Raw genomic sequence first — 18,498 nt, forward strand, 5'->3', positions numbered from 1 at the left:
TCGCTTGAGCCGGTCCGTGCGGGCACAATCAACTACTGCATCGACAAAAAATCGCTCTCCTATGTGGAGAAATTTAGTATTCCGTTTTTCCTGTTTCGTGTGAGCGTTGCCAATCCTCAGAAGGTTTATTTCCTTTGGATTCAACGTTACATCAAGGATGTCATGGATTGTGAGACGCCAATGTGGCGTGAGGACGAGGAACATTCAATAACAGTTCGCATTCCCCCAGAAAACAATCTCCCCGACGGCATAAATAAAATTGAGGGGATTGCTTTTCGTCCAAAGTACTTGGAGGAGCTTGCTGAGTTCTCAGAGATATACGGGGATATTGGAAACAGAATTAGCGCCATTCGCGCTGGTATGCACGACGTTAGCGAGGAGGTGATAGCAGAACTCAAAAATCGTGCTTATCGTGCCCGACGGCTAAATGTGCTACTTACGCGCAATGAATGCTGCATCAGTAGGCAAAGTGTCGATGCATTGATCCAATACATCACTGGCCTCGATACGCCGGAAGGTCGCAGCACCGAGCCTCCAGAGGCGCATAATTTCGAGATGCTTGCACAAAGCATGGCCGGGATGGACATGGTACAGAATTTTGTTTTGGAAAACGACGGTCTTTCGGCGTACTAATCAGTACGAAGGTAACAAATCGTTGCAGCGGACGTTTGTCCCGCCGCCCATTTTTGCTACCGCAAAAACGGTCGTCGCCTCAAACGCCGCTGAACTCAAGCGTTGGGCGTCAAAACTTCGAAAAGGTACTTAAGCATGGATCATGACAACGACATTTCTCGCCACTACGCACGTGGAGATCTACTGGATGCGATTCTCGCTGGCATGGAGAAGATGGGGAAAACTCCGGAAACGGTAACGATTGATGATCTCGCTCCTGTAGATGAGTTTCATATTGGCGGTCGCGAGGCTAGTTGTGAGTTTCTTAGTCAACTGTCGCTTTCATCTGGCGATCATGTACTGGATGTCGGGTGTGGAATCGGAGGCGCAAGTCGATTTACTGTGAAAGAGTTCGGGTGTCGAGTAACTGGCGTTGACCTGACTGACGAGTACATTGAAACGGGGAGCACGTTGTGTCACTGGCTTGGCTTGAACACCAGCGTCAGCCTTGTTCAGGGGAATGTGCTCGAACTCGACTTCGCCGATGCCACCTTCGACAAAGCGTTTATGCTCCATGTCGGCATGAATATTCCAGATAAGGTCGCCCTTGGATCGGAGATCTTTCGAGTGTTGAAACCAGGGGCAGTATTCGGAATCTACGACATTATGAAATGTGGCGAGGGAACCGTTACTTTTCCAGTCCCTTGGGCATCCGTTCCAGAGGGAAGTTGGCTTGCATCGCCGGAAGAATACAAAAATGCGCTCTTGGAAAGTGGCTTCGAGATCATTTGCGAGAGAAATCGTGGCAAGTTTGCTTTGAAGTTCTTCGCAGACCTCAAGGCTCGTGCAAGTGCCGCCGATGGACCACCACCACTTGGACTGCCGGTGATTATGGGCGCGCAAGCGCCTATGAAGATTCAGAACATGGTCGAGAATGTTGCGCGGGGCATCATTGCGCCAGTTGAACTAATTGCTCGGAAGGTGTGAGACCTGTGATAGCCCGGGTGACGCCCAACAAATCGCTGCAGGTGACGCTTGACCCGCTGCCCACTTTTGCTTTCGCAAAAGCACGCATCGCCTCAAGCGCACTTGAGCTAAAGCGTTATGTGGCACAGATGAGGTCCATATGAATCGAAGCGCTGCAATCGTGTTGGCAATCGCGACATTTTTACCTGTCGGGTATATGTTCTATTTTTTTGCCGCCTTCGGTCAGATGGATGATCAAATGACACCCGAAGAGTTTCAAGTTAAATTTGAGTTGCTCTTCCGACTCCATCTGAGCACCATGGCCCTTATGGTAGGCCTACTCATTATCTACATCGTTTACTTGTTCAGGACTGAGCATGTTCCAAAAGACAAAAAGGCGCTTTGGGCCGTCGTCCTGTTCATGGGGAACATAATCGCAATGCCTGTGTTTTGGTTTTTATACGTATGGAAGCCTTTGCAGCGAGGCGGCGTTAATAAATAACATCTCAATCGACACGGACCCACAACAGCAAGCTGCAGCGTCGCCGCGTGTTTTGATGGTCCGGTCATCTTTACGTTGGGCATCACTGGGTACACATGAGTAATTTAACGCATCAAGTAATCACCAAGGAATACCCCGAAAATCTTTTCGGCGGAATCATGATTTGCGGCATTAACTTTGGCTACTCTGTCGAGGATGAAGCCTTGGAAAAATCTGGAGTTATTGCTGCACAAGAACCCCTATCATTTTTCTCAGACAATGCTGTCAATAACACACGCTTTAAAAACAGGGTTCTGGCTTGGCTGTCGAGTTGGGGTTTTGAGTTTGTCACTGAAAATGGCAAAGAGGGTGCATTTGAGCATGCTTTTTTTCAAACTAACTGGCTTGATACGCAAACGAGAAGCATCACGAGCAGCGGCTCAATTACGACAGGAATATTGGTACAAGAATCCGATGGTTTTTTAAGATTATTGGAAACAAGAAAACCATCCGTCATTGTTTTTGTTGGTAGCTTAATGATTGAAGCCTTAAACGATATAAAAATACGTGAGCGAGTCGTTTCGATTCTCGGCGAAAGGTCTGGCAACGCGAAGATTTATCGCGCCGAACTTCCTAACTACACAGGTACAAAGTTCAAGTTACTTGCTCAAAAATTCGGAGAGACACAAGTTATCAGTCTGCCACACCCTCAAGCGCGAGGTATTTCTGATGAATATGTCGCTGCTTTGAAACCACCAATTCACGTCATTCACAAGATAATTGAAAAACAAATGAAAAATGGAGAAAGTCATGTTTCGTTGTAGGTATTGCGGGAATAGTGTCAGTGCTGGTGGTGCATGTTTAAAAAGTCCGATTAAGACTCACGTTGTAGAGATTCCCGGAAAGTGTATTTACTGCGGAAATAAGGTGAGTGCGGGTGGTTTGTGTGGCAAAAGCCCAAATAAATCGCACGAGGTGAACAATGGACCTGACAAGTGTATTTATTGTGGCAATAAGGTCAGTGCTGGCGGTATGTGCCAAAAAAGTCCATCAAAAGGCCATGTTCTTGGCAAATAACTTGCCCAATCCAACAATTCACGGGACTGCCTTCGGCAGCCCGTGACTTTTACGTTATGCATTAAGGGCTACCAATGCGTGCACCTGTAATACAAGAAGAAACTAGCGGTTGCGGAATTGCATCGGTTGCTAACATCCTCGGCAAAACTTATGCAGAAATGAAGGCCATCGCAAACGGTATGGATATTTATGCGTCGGACGAGGCCTTGTGGTCTGACACACAGTATGTTCGTCGTATGTTAGCGTACGCAGGCATTCAAACATCAAAAAGCGAAATTCCTTTTTTATCTTGGGAGGCATTGCCTGATCTGGCGCTGCTGTCCATCACGCATCATCAAGAAAATGGTGTGAATTTCTGGCACTGGGTTGTGTTCAAACGCGTGGATGGCCAGCCTTTCGTGCTGGATTCAGCTCGCTACCTGCCCTCCAATATTCGTAACGACTTCGAGGCTATGCAGCCCAAATGGTTTATCGAGGTGCTTAGTGCATAACAACAGCCTCAAGAGCGACGTGGCAAAGCCACGCGCCTTAGACTGAACGTTAAACCCAATGAGCCTACATAAGCCACCTCAGCAAGACGCTAAATCATTATTTCTAATCATGGAGCGAAGCGCTGGCCCTACTTTAGTTGCGCTACTGCTGATCGCCATCATTTTAAATGTTCTCTTCAGGCCAGGGGCGTGGTTTATTTTTGGGAATGTCTTAGCAGGACTAATTTGTTATGGATGCTGGCGTGCAGTGTTGGCCGATAGGCTTCAATTAGGCCTAACTTTGGTATTTGTAATGTTATTCATCTTCTTTGTTGCGACAGAATCAATTTTTACGTTGTCCTTGCATGAGCAGATGGCGTTAGTTTTGTCCCATATTGGAATTGGTTTGTACGCGTCAATTTTCTGTGTGAGAGTCATGAAGACGCATGATCTTTAGCCTCACATTCAAACGGACCACTCAGCCCAGTTGCTCACTTTCACGTAGGACACTTCCATGAGAACACTGCGTATTATCACGTTGATTATGCTGCCATCATTGAACTTGTTGCAGCCGGCATTGGGCTCAATCACGAGGAGATGAGAATGTCCAAGTATTTATCGCATTTATTACTAATGGTTGGACTGTTGCCAACAATGGCTACTGCGGTAGAACCCGTAAAGCTCACTGAAGACACTTACAAAGCCGACCTTGGAATGATCGTCGTTCAGGTAAATTGGGGTCGTGCCTGGAAATGTGGGCAGTTCGAAAATGCGCAGCTACAAGCACTTACATTCACTAAATCACCTATCGATAACGAAACGTCTTCAGCTTTGGCGCTTGAAACACCCTCCAAGTTGTCTGCAGACAATCAATTTTTGCCGTATACGTTTGTGATCGAACCGGGTGAATATGTGTTGACTGCCTTCGACGTAAAAGTTGCTCGCTCAGTGACGGAGGTTGCTCACATCAAAGGATCCAAAGACGATCTGATCAAGGACGGAAAACCGATTGGTGGTTCATTTACAGTGGGTCCCGGAGAAGTGGTTTACATAGGCCACTTCGGTCTTGACTGTGGAGCAGAACCATTCTTGTGGCGAAACTATATCGAGGGTCGGAAAGATTTCGAACGGTATGTGAATGGCTTCAGGCAACAATTTCCGTTCGTGAAGCATGTGCCAGTTCGACATGGACTCTTTGAAACACAACTTTTTGGTAACTCGTATTCACTCAAAGATCCTGTTGTGAAATGAAGCCCGAAGAGCATACCTAAAGCATGAAAATGGAACAGACAAATAACCCCATGCATGGAGTCACGCTTGAAACCATCGTCGTAAAGCTTGTTGAGCACTACGGCTGGGATGAGCTCGCCAATAGAATCAAAATCAATTGCTTCAAGAATGATCCTTCTGTTAAATCCAGTTTGAAGTTTCTTCGAAAAACGCCTTGGGCCAGAGAGCAGGTGGAGCAACTGTATCTTTCTACACTCGCATCACAAAGCCATCCGAGAACATGAAGAATCCTTTGGACACTCCTGAAAGTCCAATTCAGAGAATAAAGACTGCTCAGATATGTCCGCATTGTTTTGCGCAGTTGTATTCAATGTGGGGAGAAGATCTTCGCATTCGCGGACGATGCCCCGAGTGCAAAAAACGTGTGTTTAAGTTCTACACAATGATGCTCTCAGGTCGCGAGGTAGGTTTGTATTACGTCGTCTCTGTCGCTGTTGTAGCCATTGTTTATGGCTTGGATTGGTATATCAATTTTCTGGATAATTTTGGTTGATAAAACCGAATGAATTGAAATGGAAACTTCATCATGAATTTAGTCAGTAGGTTATTTGTAGTTGCGACTCTCAGCTTTGCTTTGGCTGGTTGTACCGGCATGATCCGTCAGGTCGATCAAGCCGATATTCAGTCAGTCCGCAAAGTGGTGGTTGTCTCTCAGCTGGGCGACACTTTTAATGGTTCCCTGACTGCCACCACAGTATTCGGCAACAGTAGTTACAAAGTGAATGTTAGCGATTGGCAGGTTGACGAAAAACTCGCTGAAAGCGCTGTTGAGGCGATTAATCAAGGTGGAAAGCTAAACGCATCGATGCTGACATCGAGTGCGAAATTGCCTGAGTTACTTAAAGCCGCTGCGGCGAGGAATGCAGATACATTGCTGTTGGTGACGCTTGCAGGAAACAGCAATCAACCTGATTTCCGCCCCGGTTATGGGTTTTACAGAAGGACGCTGTTTGCGATGGACAGGTCTTGCATCTACAGTTTGTTTGTAACAACAGCTTATAACGTCAAGTCAGGAAAGGAGATGGGAATTGCATGGAGTTTTCCGAAGTGGGAAAGTATCCCCTGCAATCAAGCCACCGATCCAGTATGGAAAGACAGCTTCGAGAAGTACACTGCAGACGAAAAGGAATCGATTCGGAAAGCTGTTATTTCGAGTGTCACTACGAATGCGCGAACATCGCTGCAAGGGCTGGGTTTGTTACCTTGATTTGCCGTGCAGACTAGGGATCGGACCGAGAACGGCTGCGTAATTTCAACTTTTAATTGAAGGAATAGTGATGTTGGATAAATTACGTTTTTTGATGGTTTTTATCGCGTTGCCCGTTATCCTGCTTGCCGGTTGCAGCACACCACAATCGATTCCCTTGAGTGTGGAAAACAGATCTCCAATTAAAAATATTCATCTTGAAAAGAATGTATCAAAGCCAAGCGCAATATATTGGCGCGGAACTACTCAAGCTTGGGGTGGCGCTTTGTTTGGCGCGCTTGGTGCATTTGCTACTGCTGACGCTGGCATGACAGACGCAGAAAAAATGATTAAATTCATGGAAAAGAACAAGATAGATATTTCTGAAATCGTCTATTCAGAAGTTTCCAAGCAGACGGCAGCGTTGAAAACTTATCAGATAAGCAGTGTTGATAAAAGTGATGCCACCCTGACATTCGCGGTTGATATGTATGGTTTCAATAAAACGCACCCGTTCGGAACTCATATGAATCCGATGATTCGAATGACTGCAAAACTCATCAAACCAAATAATGAGATCATCTGGCAAGAAAGTGAATTTGTTTCAGATTTTGCCTCTGAGAATGACCAAGGGCAGTCTTTGGAAACTTATCAAAATGAACCTGCCACGTTAAAAGCTGCACTTGCAAAAGCGTCGCAAGTTACAGTCAAACGTTTGTTGGTAAAACTACAATAGCGCTCGGTCTGATCTTCGGATGGAGCTGTCACAGGGCAATCAGAGCCAGTACTTGAACTCGACATTAGTTGATATCACCACCAAATGATTTAAGTGTCATGCCAAGAATTTTTTCCAAGTGCGTTTAAACGTTACGCAACAAGGGATCGAAGAAGTCTTGTTGGTAAAATAGGTTCCGACTTTCAAATTTTCCCGGCATGGTGTGTCAACATTAAATACGGCCCAATGCAAAGCAGGGCGATTTAAATGTTTTTTTGCTTTCAAGGAAATTTGAGTGTTTAAGAATCCCCGGTTACGCCTCGGCGTAGCCCTTTGGTTGGCCGGAATGGCAGGTGTTGCTGCCATATCGTTCGCGGTAATTCCTCTGCTGTTGCTTTCTGCACCGGAACAGGTACCTGCCGGCCTGGCAATCGCCGCAAGTTTGTTGCAAAGTGGGGCTTTACTGGCATTGGCTGTGTGGGTTGGCGTTGCGCTATCCAAGCCACTTGGTCTTGGTTCACCTGTGTTTGAGGCTTTCGTCCTCGGTCGAAATTGTACCGATCCCCTAAGGCGCCAACTGCTCCCTGCATTGCTTGTTGGTTTGCTTGTGGCAGCCTTGCTCGTCTACTTGAATGGGGCGGCTCCTCCCGAAATTCAATCCTTGGGTACCCAGTTCCAAATTCCCCTTGTCGCCAAGGTTCTCTACGGCGGTATCACTGAAGAAATCTTGATGCGTTGGGGGTTGATGACCTTGCTGATCTGGCTGCCTTGGCGCTTTCTGCAGCAGCGCTCGGGGCCCCCGCTAACAGCATTTATTGTGTTCGGTATTGTTACCGCAGCCCTGTTGTTCGCGGCGGGGCATTTGCCTGCTGTGGTGGCCATGGGCGGTGGGCTGAGCGCACCAGTTGTTGCGTATGTCATGCTTGGAAACACCTTGCCCGGAATTTTGTTTGGAGTGCTGTACTGGCGCCTGAGCCTGGAAGCCGCCATGCTGGCGCATGCAACTGCCCATTTGGTTTCAGTTGCCGTGTTGCAGTCTGCATTTAACACTTAACTTTGCGAGCAAGCACATTCGAAAAATATTGATTGCATTGCTGCTGTGTATTGCGAACAGCGCTTTTGCGCAAGCGCCTACCGCGCACCCAATCGACACTTGGTTGCAGCAAACCCTTGAAAAAGATTACACCACCATGGGCATGCGCGCTGCCATGAACACAGCGAGAGAAAAGTGGGATCAGGAAATGAACCAAATCTACACTCGGCTGATGTCTCGATTGAATAAAGAGCAGCGAGTCTCGTTAAAGGAAGCGCAACGGGCTTGGTTGAAGTTTCGCGATGCCGAGGGCAAAGTAATTTCAAAAATCATCGCATCGAAAGAAGGCACCATGTGGCAAGTCACAGCCACCAACGAAGGCATGGAATTGGTTCGAGCCCGCGCGCTTCAGTTAAAGGAATATGAGGATGCTTTAGGGGAGTGAATAGCGTCTGAGTAAATCGCTAATCGACAATACAAAATATCCAACTCACACAACAAAAAAGCCAGGCACTTTTCAGCACCTGGCTTTCTCAAAACAAACCACTCAAGCTTAAGCAGCTTTCACCTTCAAGCGCCATGCATGCAGCAGTGGCTCGGTGTAACCGGCAGGTTGTTCCATGCCTTTGAACACCAAATCACATGCAGCCTTGAACGCGGCTGATGTTTCAAAGTTGCCAGCCATGGGCTTGTACGCGGGGTCACCGGCGTTTTGCTGGTCAACCACGGCGGCCATGCGCTTCATGGTTTCCATGGCCTGGGCTTCAGTCACAATGCCGTGAAGAATCCAGTTGGCAATGTGCTGGCTGGAAATACGCAGAGTGGCGCGGTCTTCCATCAGGCCCACGTTGTTGATGTCGGGCACCTTCGAGCAACCCACACCCTGGTCAACCCAGCGAACCACATAACCCAAAATACCTTGGGCGTTGTTGTCCAGTTCCTGCTGCTTTTCTGCATCGCTCCAGTTGGTGTTGGTGGCCACTGGCACTTGCAACAAGTTGGCCAAAATGCCTGGGCGTTCTGCGTCGGCATCAATCTTTTCCAGCTCGGCTTGAACAGCCGCTACGCTAACTTGGTGGTAGTGCATGGCGTGCAGTGTTGCAGCCGTTGGGCTAGGTACCCAAGCGGTATTCGCACCGGCTTTGGGGTGGCCAATTTTCTGTTCCAGCATCGCCTTCATCAGGTCGGGCATGGCCCACATGCCCTTGCCAATTTGCGCACGGCCTTTCAGGCCACAGCTCAAACCAACCAGCACGTTGCTGCGCTCGTAAGCGGCAATCCACGCGCTGCTCTTCATGTCGGCTTTGCGAATCATTGCGCCTGCGTGCATGGCAGTGTGCATTTCGTCGCCAGTGCGGTCCAAGAAGCCAGTGTTGATGAATGCCACGCGGCTGGCAGCAGCAGCAATACAGGCCTTCAGGTTAACCGATGTGCGGCGCTCTTCGTCCATAATGCCCAGCTTCACGGTGCTGTCGGGCAGGCCCAGCAGCTTTTCTACATGGGTGAACAACTCGGCAGCAAAGCCCACTTCAACCGGGCCGTGCATCTTGGGCTTCACGATGTAAACAGAACCCTTGCGGCTGTTGCGAATGCCGTTCACGCCATTGCCTTTCAGGTCGTGCAAAGCGATGGTGGTGGTCACCACTGCATCCAGAATGCCTTCGGGAATCTCTTTGTTGTCGCCCCACAAAATGGCAGGGTTGGTCATCAAGTGGCCCACATTGCGCAAGAACAACATGGAGCGGCCATGCATGGTCACTTTCTCGCCATTCACGCCAGTGTAAACACGGTCGGCATTCAAGCCACGGGTGAAGGTTTTACCGCCCTTGCTCACGCTTTCTGTCAGCGTGCCTTTCAAAATGCCCAGCCAGTTTTTGTAGGCCACAATTTTGTCTTCAGCATCTACGGCTGCAACAGAATCTTCCAAGTCCAGAATGGTCGACAACGCTGCTTCCAGCACCACGTCGGCCACACCGGCTGCGTCGCTAGAACCAATCGGTGTTGAGCGGTTAATGATGATGTCGGCGTGAATGCCGTTGTTCACCAGCAATATAGAAGAGGGCGCTGCTGCGTCGCCTTGGAAGCCAACCAGTTGCGCGGCATTCTTCAGGCCAGCAGTGTTGCCGTTTTGCAATTTAACCTGCAACTTGCCACCAGCCACTGCGTAGCCAGTTGCGTCTTTGTGTGAAGCACCTTCCAGTGGGAAGGACTGGTCCAGGAAGTTGCGTGCAAACTCAATTACTTTCGCGCCGCGCACGGGGTTGTAGCCACCTGCGCGTTCTGCACCGCCTTCCTCGGAAATTACATCGGTGCCGTACAGTGCGTCGTACAGGCTGCCCCAACGTGCGTTCGCAGCGTTCAGTGCATAGCGTGCGTTCAAAATGGGTACAACCAACTGGGGGCCAGCTTGTGTGGCCAGTTCGCTGTCCACATTGGCGGTGGTGGCTTGCACTTTGGCAGGCTGTTCAACCAGGTAGCCAATTTTCTTCAGGAATTCCTGGTAAGCGGCCATGTCGGCGATGGGGCCGGGGTTGGCTTTGTGCCACGCGTCCATTTCCAGCTGAATGCGGTCGCGTTCGGCCAGCAAGGCGGCGTTCTTGGGCGCCAATTCGCTCACGATGGCGTCGAAGCCTTTCCAGAAACCAGCCTGATCAATGCCGGTGCCGGGCAGCACTTCATTGTTGATGAAGTTGTACAGTGGGGTGGCTACTTTCAAGCCATGCACGGTGGTGCGTTCTGTCATTTTGAAACCTCGAGCTGTTGGAATAGGTGATTAGCCTGTGATTGTAAAGGAATTGGGTGTCATTCTGACATGCTTGGAATCGTCACAAGCGCGGGTGATTGGTCATTTCATCTTTAACTTTTTTGCAAAACTCTGGAAAACCCCAATCCAATCATTGCAGCGTAGCGCTCCACGCCATTTCGATGCTGGTTACTATCTAGAAATCAACTCGGGGTAGACATGCGGACTTTTGATTACATTGTGGTGGGTGCGGGAACGGCAGGTGCTTTGATGGCCAACAGGCTGAGCGCCAACCCCAACAATTCGGTGTTGCTGCTGGAAGCGGGCGGCAAAGACAACTACCACTGGATCCACATTCCGGTGGGGTACCTGTATTGCATTGACAACCCCCGCACCGATTGGCGTTTTAGAACCGAGCCCGATGCAGGCCTGAATGGCCGCTCGCTGATTTACCCGCGCGGCAAAACGCTGGGTGGTTGTTCCAGCATCAACGGCATGATCTACATGCGTGGTCAGGCCCGCGATTACGAAAGCTGGGCTGCCCAAACCGGCGATGAAGCGTGGAACTGGGAAAGTTGTTTACACGACTTTCTGGCCCATGAAAGCAACTGGCGTTACGACAACCCGCATGCTGAATTGGCCGACACTGAATTGCGCAAGTTTCACAGCGGCCAGGGCGAATGGCGCGTGGAAAAGCAGCGTTTGCGCTGGGAAGTTCTGGAAGCCTTCTCGCAGGCGGCGCAGCAAGCGGGCATTCCGGCCAATGATGATTTCAATCGTGGCAACAATTTTGGCGTGGGTTACTTTGAAGTGAACCAGCGCAGTGGCTGGCGGTGGAACACGGCCAAAGCTTTCTTGCGCCCCATCATGAAACGCCCCAACCTTACGGTGTGGACCCATGCGCAGGTTAAAAACTTGTCCATCGAACGAAACCCAAGTGGCGAGCTGGTGTGCAACGGCGCAGTTGTGATCAAGGGCGGCGAAGAAGTGGTGGTGAAGGCCGTGCGCGAAACCGTGCTGTGCGCAGGCGCCATTGGTACGCCGCAAATTCTTGAACTGTCGGGTATAGGGCAGGGCAGTTTGCTGCAACAACACGGCATCGAGGTCAAGCTCGACAAACCCGGTGTGGGCGCCAACCTGCAAGACCACCTTCAAATTCGCGCGGTGTTCAAGGTGCAAGGTGTTAAAACCCTGAACACGCTGGCCAACAGCTTGTGGGGCAAGGCTCAAATTGGCATGGAGTATGTGTTCAAGCGCAGCGGGCCCATGAGCATGGCACCCTCGCAACTGGGTGCTTTCACCAAAAGCAGTGCTGACCGGCCATACCCGAACATTCAATACCATGTGCAACCGCTTAGCTTGCCCGCGTTTGGCCAGCCTTTGCACAACTTCAATGCCTTCACGGCCAGTGTGTGCAATTTGAACCCCACAAGCCGTGGTGCTGTGCACATCAAGAATGGCAATTTCTCCGATGCACCTGCCATTTCTCCGAATTACCTCAGCACAACAGAAGACCAAAAGGTGGCGGCCGATTCCCTGCGCGTCACGCGCAACATTGCGCAACAACCCGCTTTGGCCAAGTACCAGCCCGAGGAGTTCAAGCCTGGTGTGGAGTTTCAAACCGATGAGGAATTGGTAAGGCTGGCCGGCGACATTGCCACCACCATTTTTCACCCGGTGGGCACGGCAAAAATGGGTGCAGCCAATGACCCCGCTGCGGTGGTTGACTCGCGCTTGCGCGTCATTGGTGTGAAGCATTTGCGAATTGCCGATGCCAGCGTAATGCCGACCATTACCAGTGGCAACACCAACAGCCCCACGTTGATGATTGCAGAGAAGGCGGCTAGGTGGATACTCGAAGGCTGATACACTTCGGGCATTGATCGCAAGGAACATTTCGCCATGAACGAAGTCATCATCAACAAAGAACCCGTTGAGCTATACAAAATCCTGAAGTTTCAGGGTTGGTTGTCCAGCGGTGGCGAAGCCAAGAACGTGATTGCCGACGGCCACGTGCTGGTCAACGGTCAAATTGAAACCCAGAAGCGCAAGAAAATTGTGGGTGGCGATGTGATTGAGTTTGACGGGGTGAAGTACACAGTTAAACTGGGTTAAGCGTTTAAGTTCTACGCGTTCTCAACAGTAAGGCAGTACGGTCATGGCAGTAAAAGACCAGGCAGTTTCAAATCAATCCCGGTGTGTTGAAGTGTATTTCGACGGCTCATGCCCCATGTGTCGCCGCGAAATTGCGGTGTACCAAAACATTACCCCCGATCAGCCCATTGCTTGGGTTGATGTGTCCAAACCCGACACACCACTTCCCCAAGGCCAGTCCAAAGAAAAGCTCATGGCGCGGTTTCACACGCAAACGGCGCAAGGTGAGTTGCTCAGTGGCGCGGCTGCCTTCGTGCATGTGTGGGCGCAATTGCCAGGCTGGCGGGTGTTGGCTTGGCTTGCCAAAGTGCCTGGCATGTTGTGGGTGATGGAAAAGGCCTACACCGGTTTTTTGCCTGTGCGCCCGAAAATTCAGCGGTTCATTTTGAAATTCGACACCAGCCATTTGCCGCCAACATTGGTGGCCGATATTCGCACCGACCACGCTGGTGAAACCGGTGCGGTGTGGATTTACAAAGGCATTCTGGCGGTGTCCAAAGACCCGGAAATTCGCGCTTTTTCCAGTGAACACTTGCAAACTGAACTGCGCCATTTAAACGCAATGAATGAACTGCTGCCCGTGTTCAGGCGTAGCTGGTTATTGGTGCCTTGGCGCATTGCAGGATTCATCACAGGCGCTTTGCCAGTGTTGTTTGGGCACGCTGCGGTGTACCGAACCATTGCCGCAGTGGAAACTTTTGTGAACCTGCACTACCAGGAACAAATCGAGAAGCTGAACGCATTAGGTACTCACCAAGCGCTCAAGGCGCAGTTGATTGAGTTTCAAATGGACGAATGCGCGCACCGCGACGAAGCCGCCGCAAAAACAACAAAGCCCGGCGGTTTGTTCGCCAGGCTTTGGGTGGGTGCCATTGGTACAGGCTCCAGGGTCGCGGTGACCTTGGCCCGCTTTATCTGAAAGGTTTAACCAATCAAGCGGCCAGGGCCGGTTTTTGAACCTGGCGCACCAAGGCTTGCAAGCGCTTGCGCTGCAGGCGCATTTCAACTTCCATGGCCTTGAATTTCGCTTTGTACGCTGCCAATGTGTCGCCGTTCTTAATGGCGTTTTTGGTGTCCTGGTACCAGGCTTCTTTCAGCTTGGCCCATTCTTGCAAGGCTTTGCTGTAGTGCTCATATTCCAGCGCCAAGCGGGCTTTCATGGCATCCACATGTGCTTGCATGGTAGAAGGGTGGGCCAGCATTTTTTCTTCGGCACGCTTGAATTGCATCGCAATGCGTGCTTTTTCAATGGCGAATTTGTCGCAGCGCTTCAGGTTTTTGGTCAAACCTACATACGACAAACCGGCGATCAGCCATTTCGTGGGGTCAATGTGAAACCACTTAATGCCGTTGCGGTAGTCGTACTGAAACAGGTGGTGGTAGTTGTGATAGCCCTCACCGTAGGTGAAAATCGCCAGGAAATCGTTGTCGCGGGCTGTGTTTTCATCGGTGTAAGGGCGGCGACCCCAAATGTGCGCCAGCGAATTGATGAAAAACGTGGTTTGGTGGGACCACACCAGGCGGGCCAGGCCACCCAGCAGCACAACACCCCACAAATCGCCCACCAACAGGCCAAGCAACACTGGCAAGATGAAGTTGATGCCCAAGGCCAATACGGTGTAGTGCTTGTGCTGGAACATCACCAGCGGGTCTTTCAACAGGTCGGGTGAATTGCTGAAATCTTCTTTGCCAGATTCATATTTGCGGATCATCCAGCCCATGTGCGAGAACCAGAAACCACGCTTGGCCGAGTAGGGATCATTTTCCGTGTCGTCCACATGGCGGTGGTGCGTGCGGTGGCCCGAGGCCCAAACCAGAACGCTGTTTTGAACGGCCATGGTGCCAAAGAACATCAGCACGAAGCGAACCGACCAATGCGCCTCGTAAGTGCGGTGCGCCCAAAGGCGGTGGTAACCGGCGGTAATTGAAATGCCATTCAGAATTGCCAATACGACGAACGACACCCAGGCAGCCGTGCTGTAGTCGTTGAACCAGGCGTAGGCCGGTACAAGAATGAGTGCAGCGATGGTGGTTCCAAACAGGGTGATTGCGCCGGGCCAGTGGATCGGGCTATTGGGGTCAACTCGAGTGGTCATTGAAGGTTGGTTTTTACCAGTTGGTTCAAAGGATGATGAATCATACTGATTCTTGGCCTTCTGATGAACCCCAATTTAAATATTTAATAATTGTTCTTATTTGTTGAGGTTCTGCCGCAACGAAATCGTAAATTTCGATGCGGCAAAAAGTAACACTTGTACACTGAGTGTCGGAAGTTTACCGGGGTACTTGTTAATTCGCGCCAGTCAGTTCACCGCCCAGAATATCGATCAATCCGGGGATCAACTTGCGCAATTCGCCGGTCATCAAGGCAAAGTCCGAATCGAAGGCGTCGTCATCAGCGCTCAGGGCGGCTTGCTCCTTGATCACATCCAAAGGCGCAACCCGTTTTACCTGCAGGTTCTCATGCAGTACAAAAGAAACCTTGTCGGCCCAGGTCATGGCCAGTTTGGTTACATCCTTGCCACCCTTAATGTGTTTGGCAATTTCCTCGGCTTCCAGTGAATGCTTCACGTAGCGCACGGTGGCAGCCTGTTCGCCACGGCTTTTCAGTTCGCAGTCCTGGTCGATGGTAAAGGGTGGGGGGTTGTCATTTTCGGCCAGCCAGGCGGTCATGGCCACCGTGGGCGATGTTTTGGTTTTCACCAAGGCCATGGCCACACCTTCTACGCTTTTCATCAGCATGCCCACCAGTTCATCGGCTTTGGCGGGGCTGGCTGCATCAATCACCAGCCATTTGCCCTCAGTGTCGATCCAGGCATTGATCCGGCTGCGAATTGCGAAGGCACGGGGTAGCAACTCATCCGTCACGCCTTCCTTGATTTCTTTCATTTGCTTGCGGCCGGGCTTGTAACCCTCGCGTTCTTCAATTTCAGCGGCACGTGCCTTGGTGAACTGGTTGATCACCGTGCTGGGCAGCAGCTTTTTTTCCAGACCCAAAGAAATCAATAACTGCTTGCCACTTTTGTGTACAAAAGGCTCGCCTTCGGTTTTGGGAGAAACCCAGCCGCGTGTTTGTAAATCCATGCCGCCGCAGGCTTGCAGCGCTTGTTTGGCCAGTTTGTCCTCCAGCGACTCGGGTGTTTCTTCCCATTTGGTAAGGCGAAAGATGAACAGGTTTTTAAACCACATGCTTAGGATCCGTAGAGTAAAGATTGGGGCACGCAGTGTAACGCAAAACAAAGTTGCGGGTGATTTCAATTCCAGTACTATAAGGGCGATTTCTAACGTTCATTTGCGGAGATTCCTTGTTGCCCAGTTCTGGCTACGGCCCCCAACGCATTGTTTGCCTCACCGAGGAAACCACCGAATGGCTTTACCTGTTGGGTGAAGAACATCGAATTGTTGGTATTTCCGGTTACACGGTGCGCCCGCGTAAGGCACGCCTTGAAAAACCAAAGGTTAGCGCATTCCTTACCGCCAAAATTGATCAAATTCTGGCCTTGAAACCCGATTGTGTATTCGGCTTTTCTGATCTTCAGGCCGACATTGCCAGCGCCTTGATTCGTCATGGCGTTCAAGTCACGGTGTTCAATCAACGGTCTGTGCCTGAAATTTTCAGCATGATGTATCAGGTCGCAGCCATGGTGGGTGCAGCCGAGAAGGGCTTGCAGTTGATCGCCGACATTCAGGCGAAAGTAGAGGGCATCCGGGCGGAAACCCGCCAATGGGCAGTTCGCCCCAAGGTTTATTTTGAAGAATGGGATGAGCCGCCCATTAGTGCGATTCGATGGGTCAGCGAGTTGGTTGGAATTGCCGGGGGTGATGATTGTTTTCCCGAACTGGCCACGCAAAGTTTGGGTAAAAACCGAATTATTGCCGACAGCGCAGAAATTGTTCGCCGGAATCCCGACATCATCATTGGTTCATGGTGTGGAAAGAAGTTTCGCCCGGAAACCGTGGCTGCGCGGGCAGGGTGGGGCGATGTGAATGCCGTGAAAAACAGGCAGATTGTCGAGGTGAAATCGCCTTTGATTTTGCAGCCCGGGCCTGCAGCACTTACAGACGGCTTGGCCGCCCTGCATGAAATCATCAAACAATGGCATTTCCTTGAGCAAAGGAATGCCTTGTAATTTTTTACAGAAGTTGTAATGTTAAATGCCAAGGTGCGGAGGATTGCAGCATGAACGGACTCAACCCGACAAGGCCACGGCGTTCAACACGGATACTGGCGGTGATTTTCACCATGGTCGCTGTATTGGTGATTAGCTTTTGCGCGGCAGTCATGTCGATTATTTACATGCATGCCGATGAAAATGGCATGGTTCCGAAGGCGTTTTCGCTTAGCAACCAGCTCTCGCAACCCGTGATTACTATTATTCCGTCACAGCAACCGGGTCCTGACGTGCCCGGGCGTTCGAAGCCCCAGTACCAAATTTAGAGGATGATTTTGTCCGGGTGCGGGCCGATTTCATGCCGATTGGGTTGAGCGTCCAGAATCGTGATCCGTTCAGGATCAAAGCTGGCGATAAAGTGGTGCTTGCCTTCCGGCGTGGTCGTAAAGGCAACCGGGTGCACCAGTACCGAGCACTGAAGCAAGTCGAATACAACTGGCAAATGTTCGGGACATTCCGGCATGAAGCGAAAGGGTTTGCGCCAGTCCACTTCGTCATCGGGCAGGTTTTTAAAAGCGCTGCACGTTCTGTAAATGTCGGCAACCTCAGACACCACCTCTTTGGACACACGCGACAAATTGACAAACTGGGCGCCGGTGTCCTCTCCAATGTCTTCAAGATGAACCACGCCAGGTTTGCGAGGCGTTTCTATGCCCACGGTGATGGTGGCTGTTGAAAAATAATGTCCCGATTTTTGAGCCTGTGCCAATAGCTCGCCCAAGGCCATGTAGGCATTGCGGTTGCCATACAGCGCATTGAAGTAATTCTTCGGCATGCGGCCTGCAACCGGCAACTTGTAATCAGAAAGTTTCAACTGGCTGGGTGGGGCTTTGGGGCCGCTCCACACTGCAATCAGTTTGACCTCGGTGTATTCCATGTTGTGTTCATGACGCCATGTGTTTGTATTTGAGTGGATACTTCTGAATCAATAACTTCACTGCGTCTGTATCACTAAGCGGTGGCACCTGATTGCGTGCTCTGTACTCTTGATGAACAATATCCAGCCACAAGTAACACACCTCGGGTTCTTCCATTCCGCTGGACAGCATGTGATGCAGCCTTTCCAGCACAATGCCCACTTGCGGTGTGGCATTTCCAGACCCGTTTAGCCACCTATAACCTGAACCCGCGCTACGACCCAATAATTGACCAAATGTACTTTCAGTCACTTTGGTTTTTCCGAACACCCTTTGAAACATTTTGTAGGTGTCTTCCAGGCTGAGTTCATTGTTCAAAGGCACCAGAGACTCGTGGGTTTCGTACAGCCGTAAAATTAATGCAACGGTTGGATCTAGCAATTCATCGCTTGAGCTTCCCACCGCAGGGCGAACAATCGAATTGAATTTCGCCTGAGTACTAATGCCGAACAAGGCACACATTTTGGACACGGTTAAACCGTATTTCTGTTTGAACAGGTTGAGATAGGCACCTGTACGTGGTTTGTTTTTATTGTTAATTTGAGGCATGACGCGTGATAAAGCAATCTCGTTGGTTAGTAATGATACGGAATTCAGGCACTGAAATTGTAATTTGAGTTAAAAAAGAATATTTAACACAAATAGACAACGCATCATGTCGCTTCGTGGTTGACTAAAAATC

General features: G+C 50.3%; 21 protein-coding genes. 16 read left to right on the forward strand and 5 right to left on the reverse strand.

The features are described from left to right. Window positions 1-63: 63 nt before the first annotated feature. From FRIGORI9N_RS03725 to FRIGORI9N_RS03775, 11 genes are all read left to right on the forward strand, one after another. A complete protein-coding gene (locus tag FRIGORI9N_RS03725; RefSeq protein WP_159568538.1) occupies window positions 64-633 on the forward strand; it encodes a hypothetical protein in 570 nt (189 codons plus the stop codon). A 135-nt stretch (window positions 634-768) separates the two neighbouring features. Next, window positions 769-1,599: a class I SAM-dependent methyltransferase gene (locus FRIGORI9N_RS03730; protein ID WP_159568539.1), complete on the forward strand. Its 831-nt coding sequence runs from the start codon at window positions 769-771 to the stop codon at window positions 1,597-1,599. A 139-nt stretch (window positions 1,600-1,738) separates the two neighbouring features. Next, window positions 1,739-2,080 carry a hypothetical protein gene (locus tag FRIGORI9N_RS03735; RefSeq protein WP_159568540.1) on the forward strand — a complete coding sequence of 114 codons (342 nt, stop codon included), beginning with the start codon at window positions 1,739-1,741 and terminating at the stop codon, window positions 2,078-2,080. A 95-nt stretch (window positions 2,081-2,175) separates the two neighbouring features. Then, window positions 2,176-2,883: a hypothetical protein gene (locus FRIGORI9N_RS03740; RefSeq protein WP_159568541.1), complete on the forward strand. Its 708-nt coding sequence runs from the start codon at window positions 2,176-2,178 to the stop codon at window positions 2,881-2,883. 327 nt (window positions 2,884-3,210) lie between these two features. After that, entirely contained in the window at window positions 3,211-3,627 is a 417-nt protein-coding gene (locus tag FRIGORI9N_RS03745; RefSeq protein ID WP_159568542.1) for a hypothetical protein, read from the forward strand. A 582-nt stretch (window positions 3,628-4,209) separates the two neighbouring features. Next, on the forward strand, window positions 4,210-4,857 hold the full coding sequence (locus FRIGORI9N_RS03750) for a hypothetical protein (protein ID WP_159568543.1): 648 nt from the start codon (window positions 4,210-4,212) through the stop codon (window positions 4,855-4,857). A 23-nt stretch (window positions 4,858-4,880) separates the two neighbouring features. Beyond that, on the forward strand, window positions 4,881-5,120 hold the full coding sequence (locus FRIGORI9N_RS03755) for a VF530 family DNA-binding protein (RefSeq protein ID WP_159568544.1): 240 nt from the start codon (window positions 4,881-4,883) through the stop codon (window positions 5,118-5,120). 302 nt (window positions 5,121-5,422) lie between these two features. Further along, window positions 5,423-6,103 carry a hypothetical protein gene (locus FRIGORI9N_RS03760; protein ID WP_159568545.1) on the forward strand — a complete coding sequence of 227 codons (681 nt, stop codon included), beginning with the start codon at window positions 5,423-5,425 and terminating at the stop codon, window positions 6,101-6,103. Window positions 6,104-6,173: 70 nt separating this feature from the next. Next, window positions 6,174-6,818 carry a hypothetical protein gene (locus FRIGORI9N_RS03765; protein ID WP_159568546.1) on the forward strand — a complete coding sequence of 215 codons (645 nt, stop codon included), beginning with the start codon at window positions 6,174-6,176 and terminating at the stop codon, window positions 6,816-6,818. Window positions 6,819-7,092: 274 nt separating this feature from the next. Next, window positions 7,093-7,851: a CPBP family intramembrane glutamic endopeptidase gene (locus FRIGORI9N_RS03770; RefSeq protein ID WP_159568547.1), complete on the forward strand. Its 759-nt coding sequence runs from the start codon at window positions 7,093-7,095 to the stop codon at window positions 7,849-7,851. A gap of 28 nt (window positions 7,852-7,879) precedes the next feature. Further along, entirely contained in the window at window positions 7,880-8,275 is a 396-nt protein-coding gene (locus tag FRIGORI9N_RS03775; protein ID WP_159568548.1) for a lysozyme inhibitor LprI family protein, read from the forward strand. Between the two features lie 108 nt (window positions 8,276-8,383). On the opposite strand, the gene FRIGORI9N_RS03780 is transcribed toward FRIGORI9N_RS03775, so the two are convergent. After that, a complete protein-coding gene (locus FRIGORI9N_RS03780) occupies window positions 8,384-10,573 on the reverse strand; it encodes a malate synthase G (protein WP_159568549.1) in 2,190 nt (729 codons plus the stop codon). Between the two features lie 219 nt (window positions 10,574-10,792). On the opposite strand from FRIGORI9N_RS03780, the gene FRIGORI9N_RS03785 reads away from it, so the two are divergent. Genes FRIGORI9N_RS03785 through FRIGORI9N_RS15440 form a run of 3 tightly spaced genes read left to right on the forward strand, consistent with a single transcriptional unit; the run spans window position 10,793 to window position 13,646 of the window. Further along, window positions 10,793-12,439, forward strand: coding sequence for a GMC family oxidoreductase (locus FRIGORI9N_RS03785; protein ID WP_159568550.1), 1,647 nt, complete (start codon window positions 10,793-10,795; stop codon window positions 12,437-12,439). Window positions 12,440-12,475: 36 nt separating this feature from the next. Continuing rightward, window positions 12,476-12,688 (forward strand): RNA-binding S4 domain-containing protein, encoded by a 213-nt coding sequence (locus FRIGORI9N_RS03790; protein ID WP_040513673.1) that lies wholly within the window; start codon window positions 12,476-12,478, stop codon window positions 12,686-12,688. Window positions 12,689-12,731: 43 nt separating this feature from the next. Next, window positions 12,732-13,646 (forward strand): demethoxyubiquinone hydroxylase family protein, encoded by a 915-nt coding sequence (locus FRIGORI9N_RS15440; RefSeq protein WP_236550792.1) that lies wholly within the window; start codon window positions 12,732-12,734, stop codon window positions 13,644-13,646. 13 nt (window positions 13,647-13,659) lie between these two features. Here the strand turns inward: FRIGORI9N_RS15440 and FRIGORI9N_RS03805 are convergent, their stop codons facing one another. Both FRIGORI9N_RS03805 and FRIGORI9N_RS03810 read right to left on the reverse strand, forming a co-directional pair. Further along, a complete protein-coding gene (locus FRIGORI9N_RS03805; RefSeq protein ID WP_159568551.1) occupies window positions 13,660-14,823 on the reverse strand; it encodes an acyl-CoA desaturase in 1,164 nt (387 codons plus the stop codon). A 193-nt stretch (window positions 14,824-15,016) separates the two neighbouring features. Continuing rightward, window positions 15,017-15,916: a recombination-associated protein RdgC gene (locus FRIGORI9N_RS03810; protein ID WP_159568552.1), complete on the reverse strand. Its 900-nt coding sequence runs from the start codon at window positions 15,914-15,916 to the stop codon at window positions 15,017-15,019. A 116-nt stretch (window positions 15,917-16,032) separates the two neighbouring features. Between FRIGORI9N_RS03810 and FRIGORI9N_RS03815 the strand changes: the two genes are divergently transcribed. Further along, window positions 16,033-16,857, forward strand: coding sequence for a cobalamin-binding protein (locus FRIGORI9N_RS03815; protein WP_236550793.1), 825 nt, complete (start codon window positions 16,033-16,035; stop codon window positions 16,855-16,857). 50 nt (window positions 16,858-16,907) lie between these two features. Beyond that, window positions 16,908-17,165 (forward strand): hypothetical protein, encoded by a 258-nt coding sequence (locus FRIGORI9N_RS03820; RefSeq protein WP_159568554.1) that lies wholly within the window; start codon window positions 16,908-16,910, stop codon window positions 17,163-17,165. Here FRIGORI9N_RS03820 and FRIGORI9N_RS03825 read toward each other — a convergent pair. Together FRIGORI9N_RS03825 and FRIGORI9N_RS03830 are read right to left on the reverse strand one after the other, a co-directional pair. Then, complete coding sequence (locus FRIGORI9N_RS03825; protein ID WP_159568555.1) at window positions 17,162-17,776, reverse strand: hypothetical protein; 615 nt, start codon at window positions 17,774-17,776, stop codon at window positions 17,162-17,164. The two genes, FRIGORI9N_RS03820 and FRIGORI9N_RS03825, sit on opposite strands and share 4 nt — an antisense overlap. Before the next feature lie 7 nt (window positions 17,777-17,783). Next, on the reverse strand, window positions 17,784-18,365 hold the full coding sequence (locus tag FRIGORI9N_RS03830) for a hypothetical protein (RefSeq protein WP_159568556.1): 582 nt from the start codon (window positions 18,363-18,365) through the stop codon (window positions 17,784-17,786). Window positions 18,366-18,498: the final 133 nt, after the last annotated feature.

This window comes from Limnobacter sp. 130, assembly GCF_902506325.1.
In the GTDB taxonomy this organism is placed as follows: domain Bacteria; phylum Pseudomonadota; class Gammaproteobacteria; order Burkholderiales; family Burkholderiaceae_B; genus Limnobacter.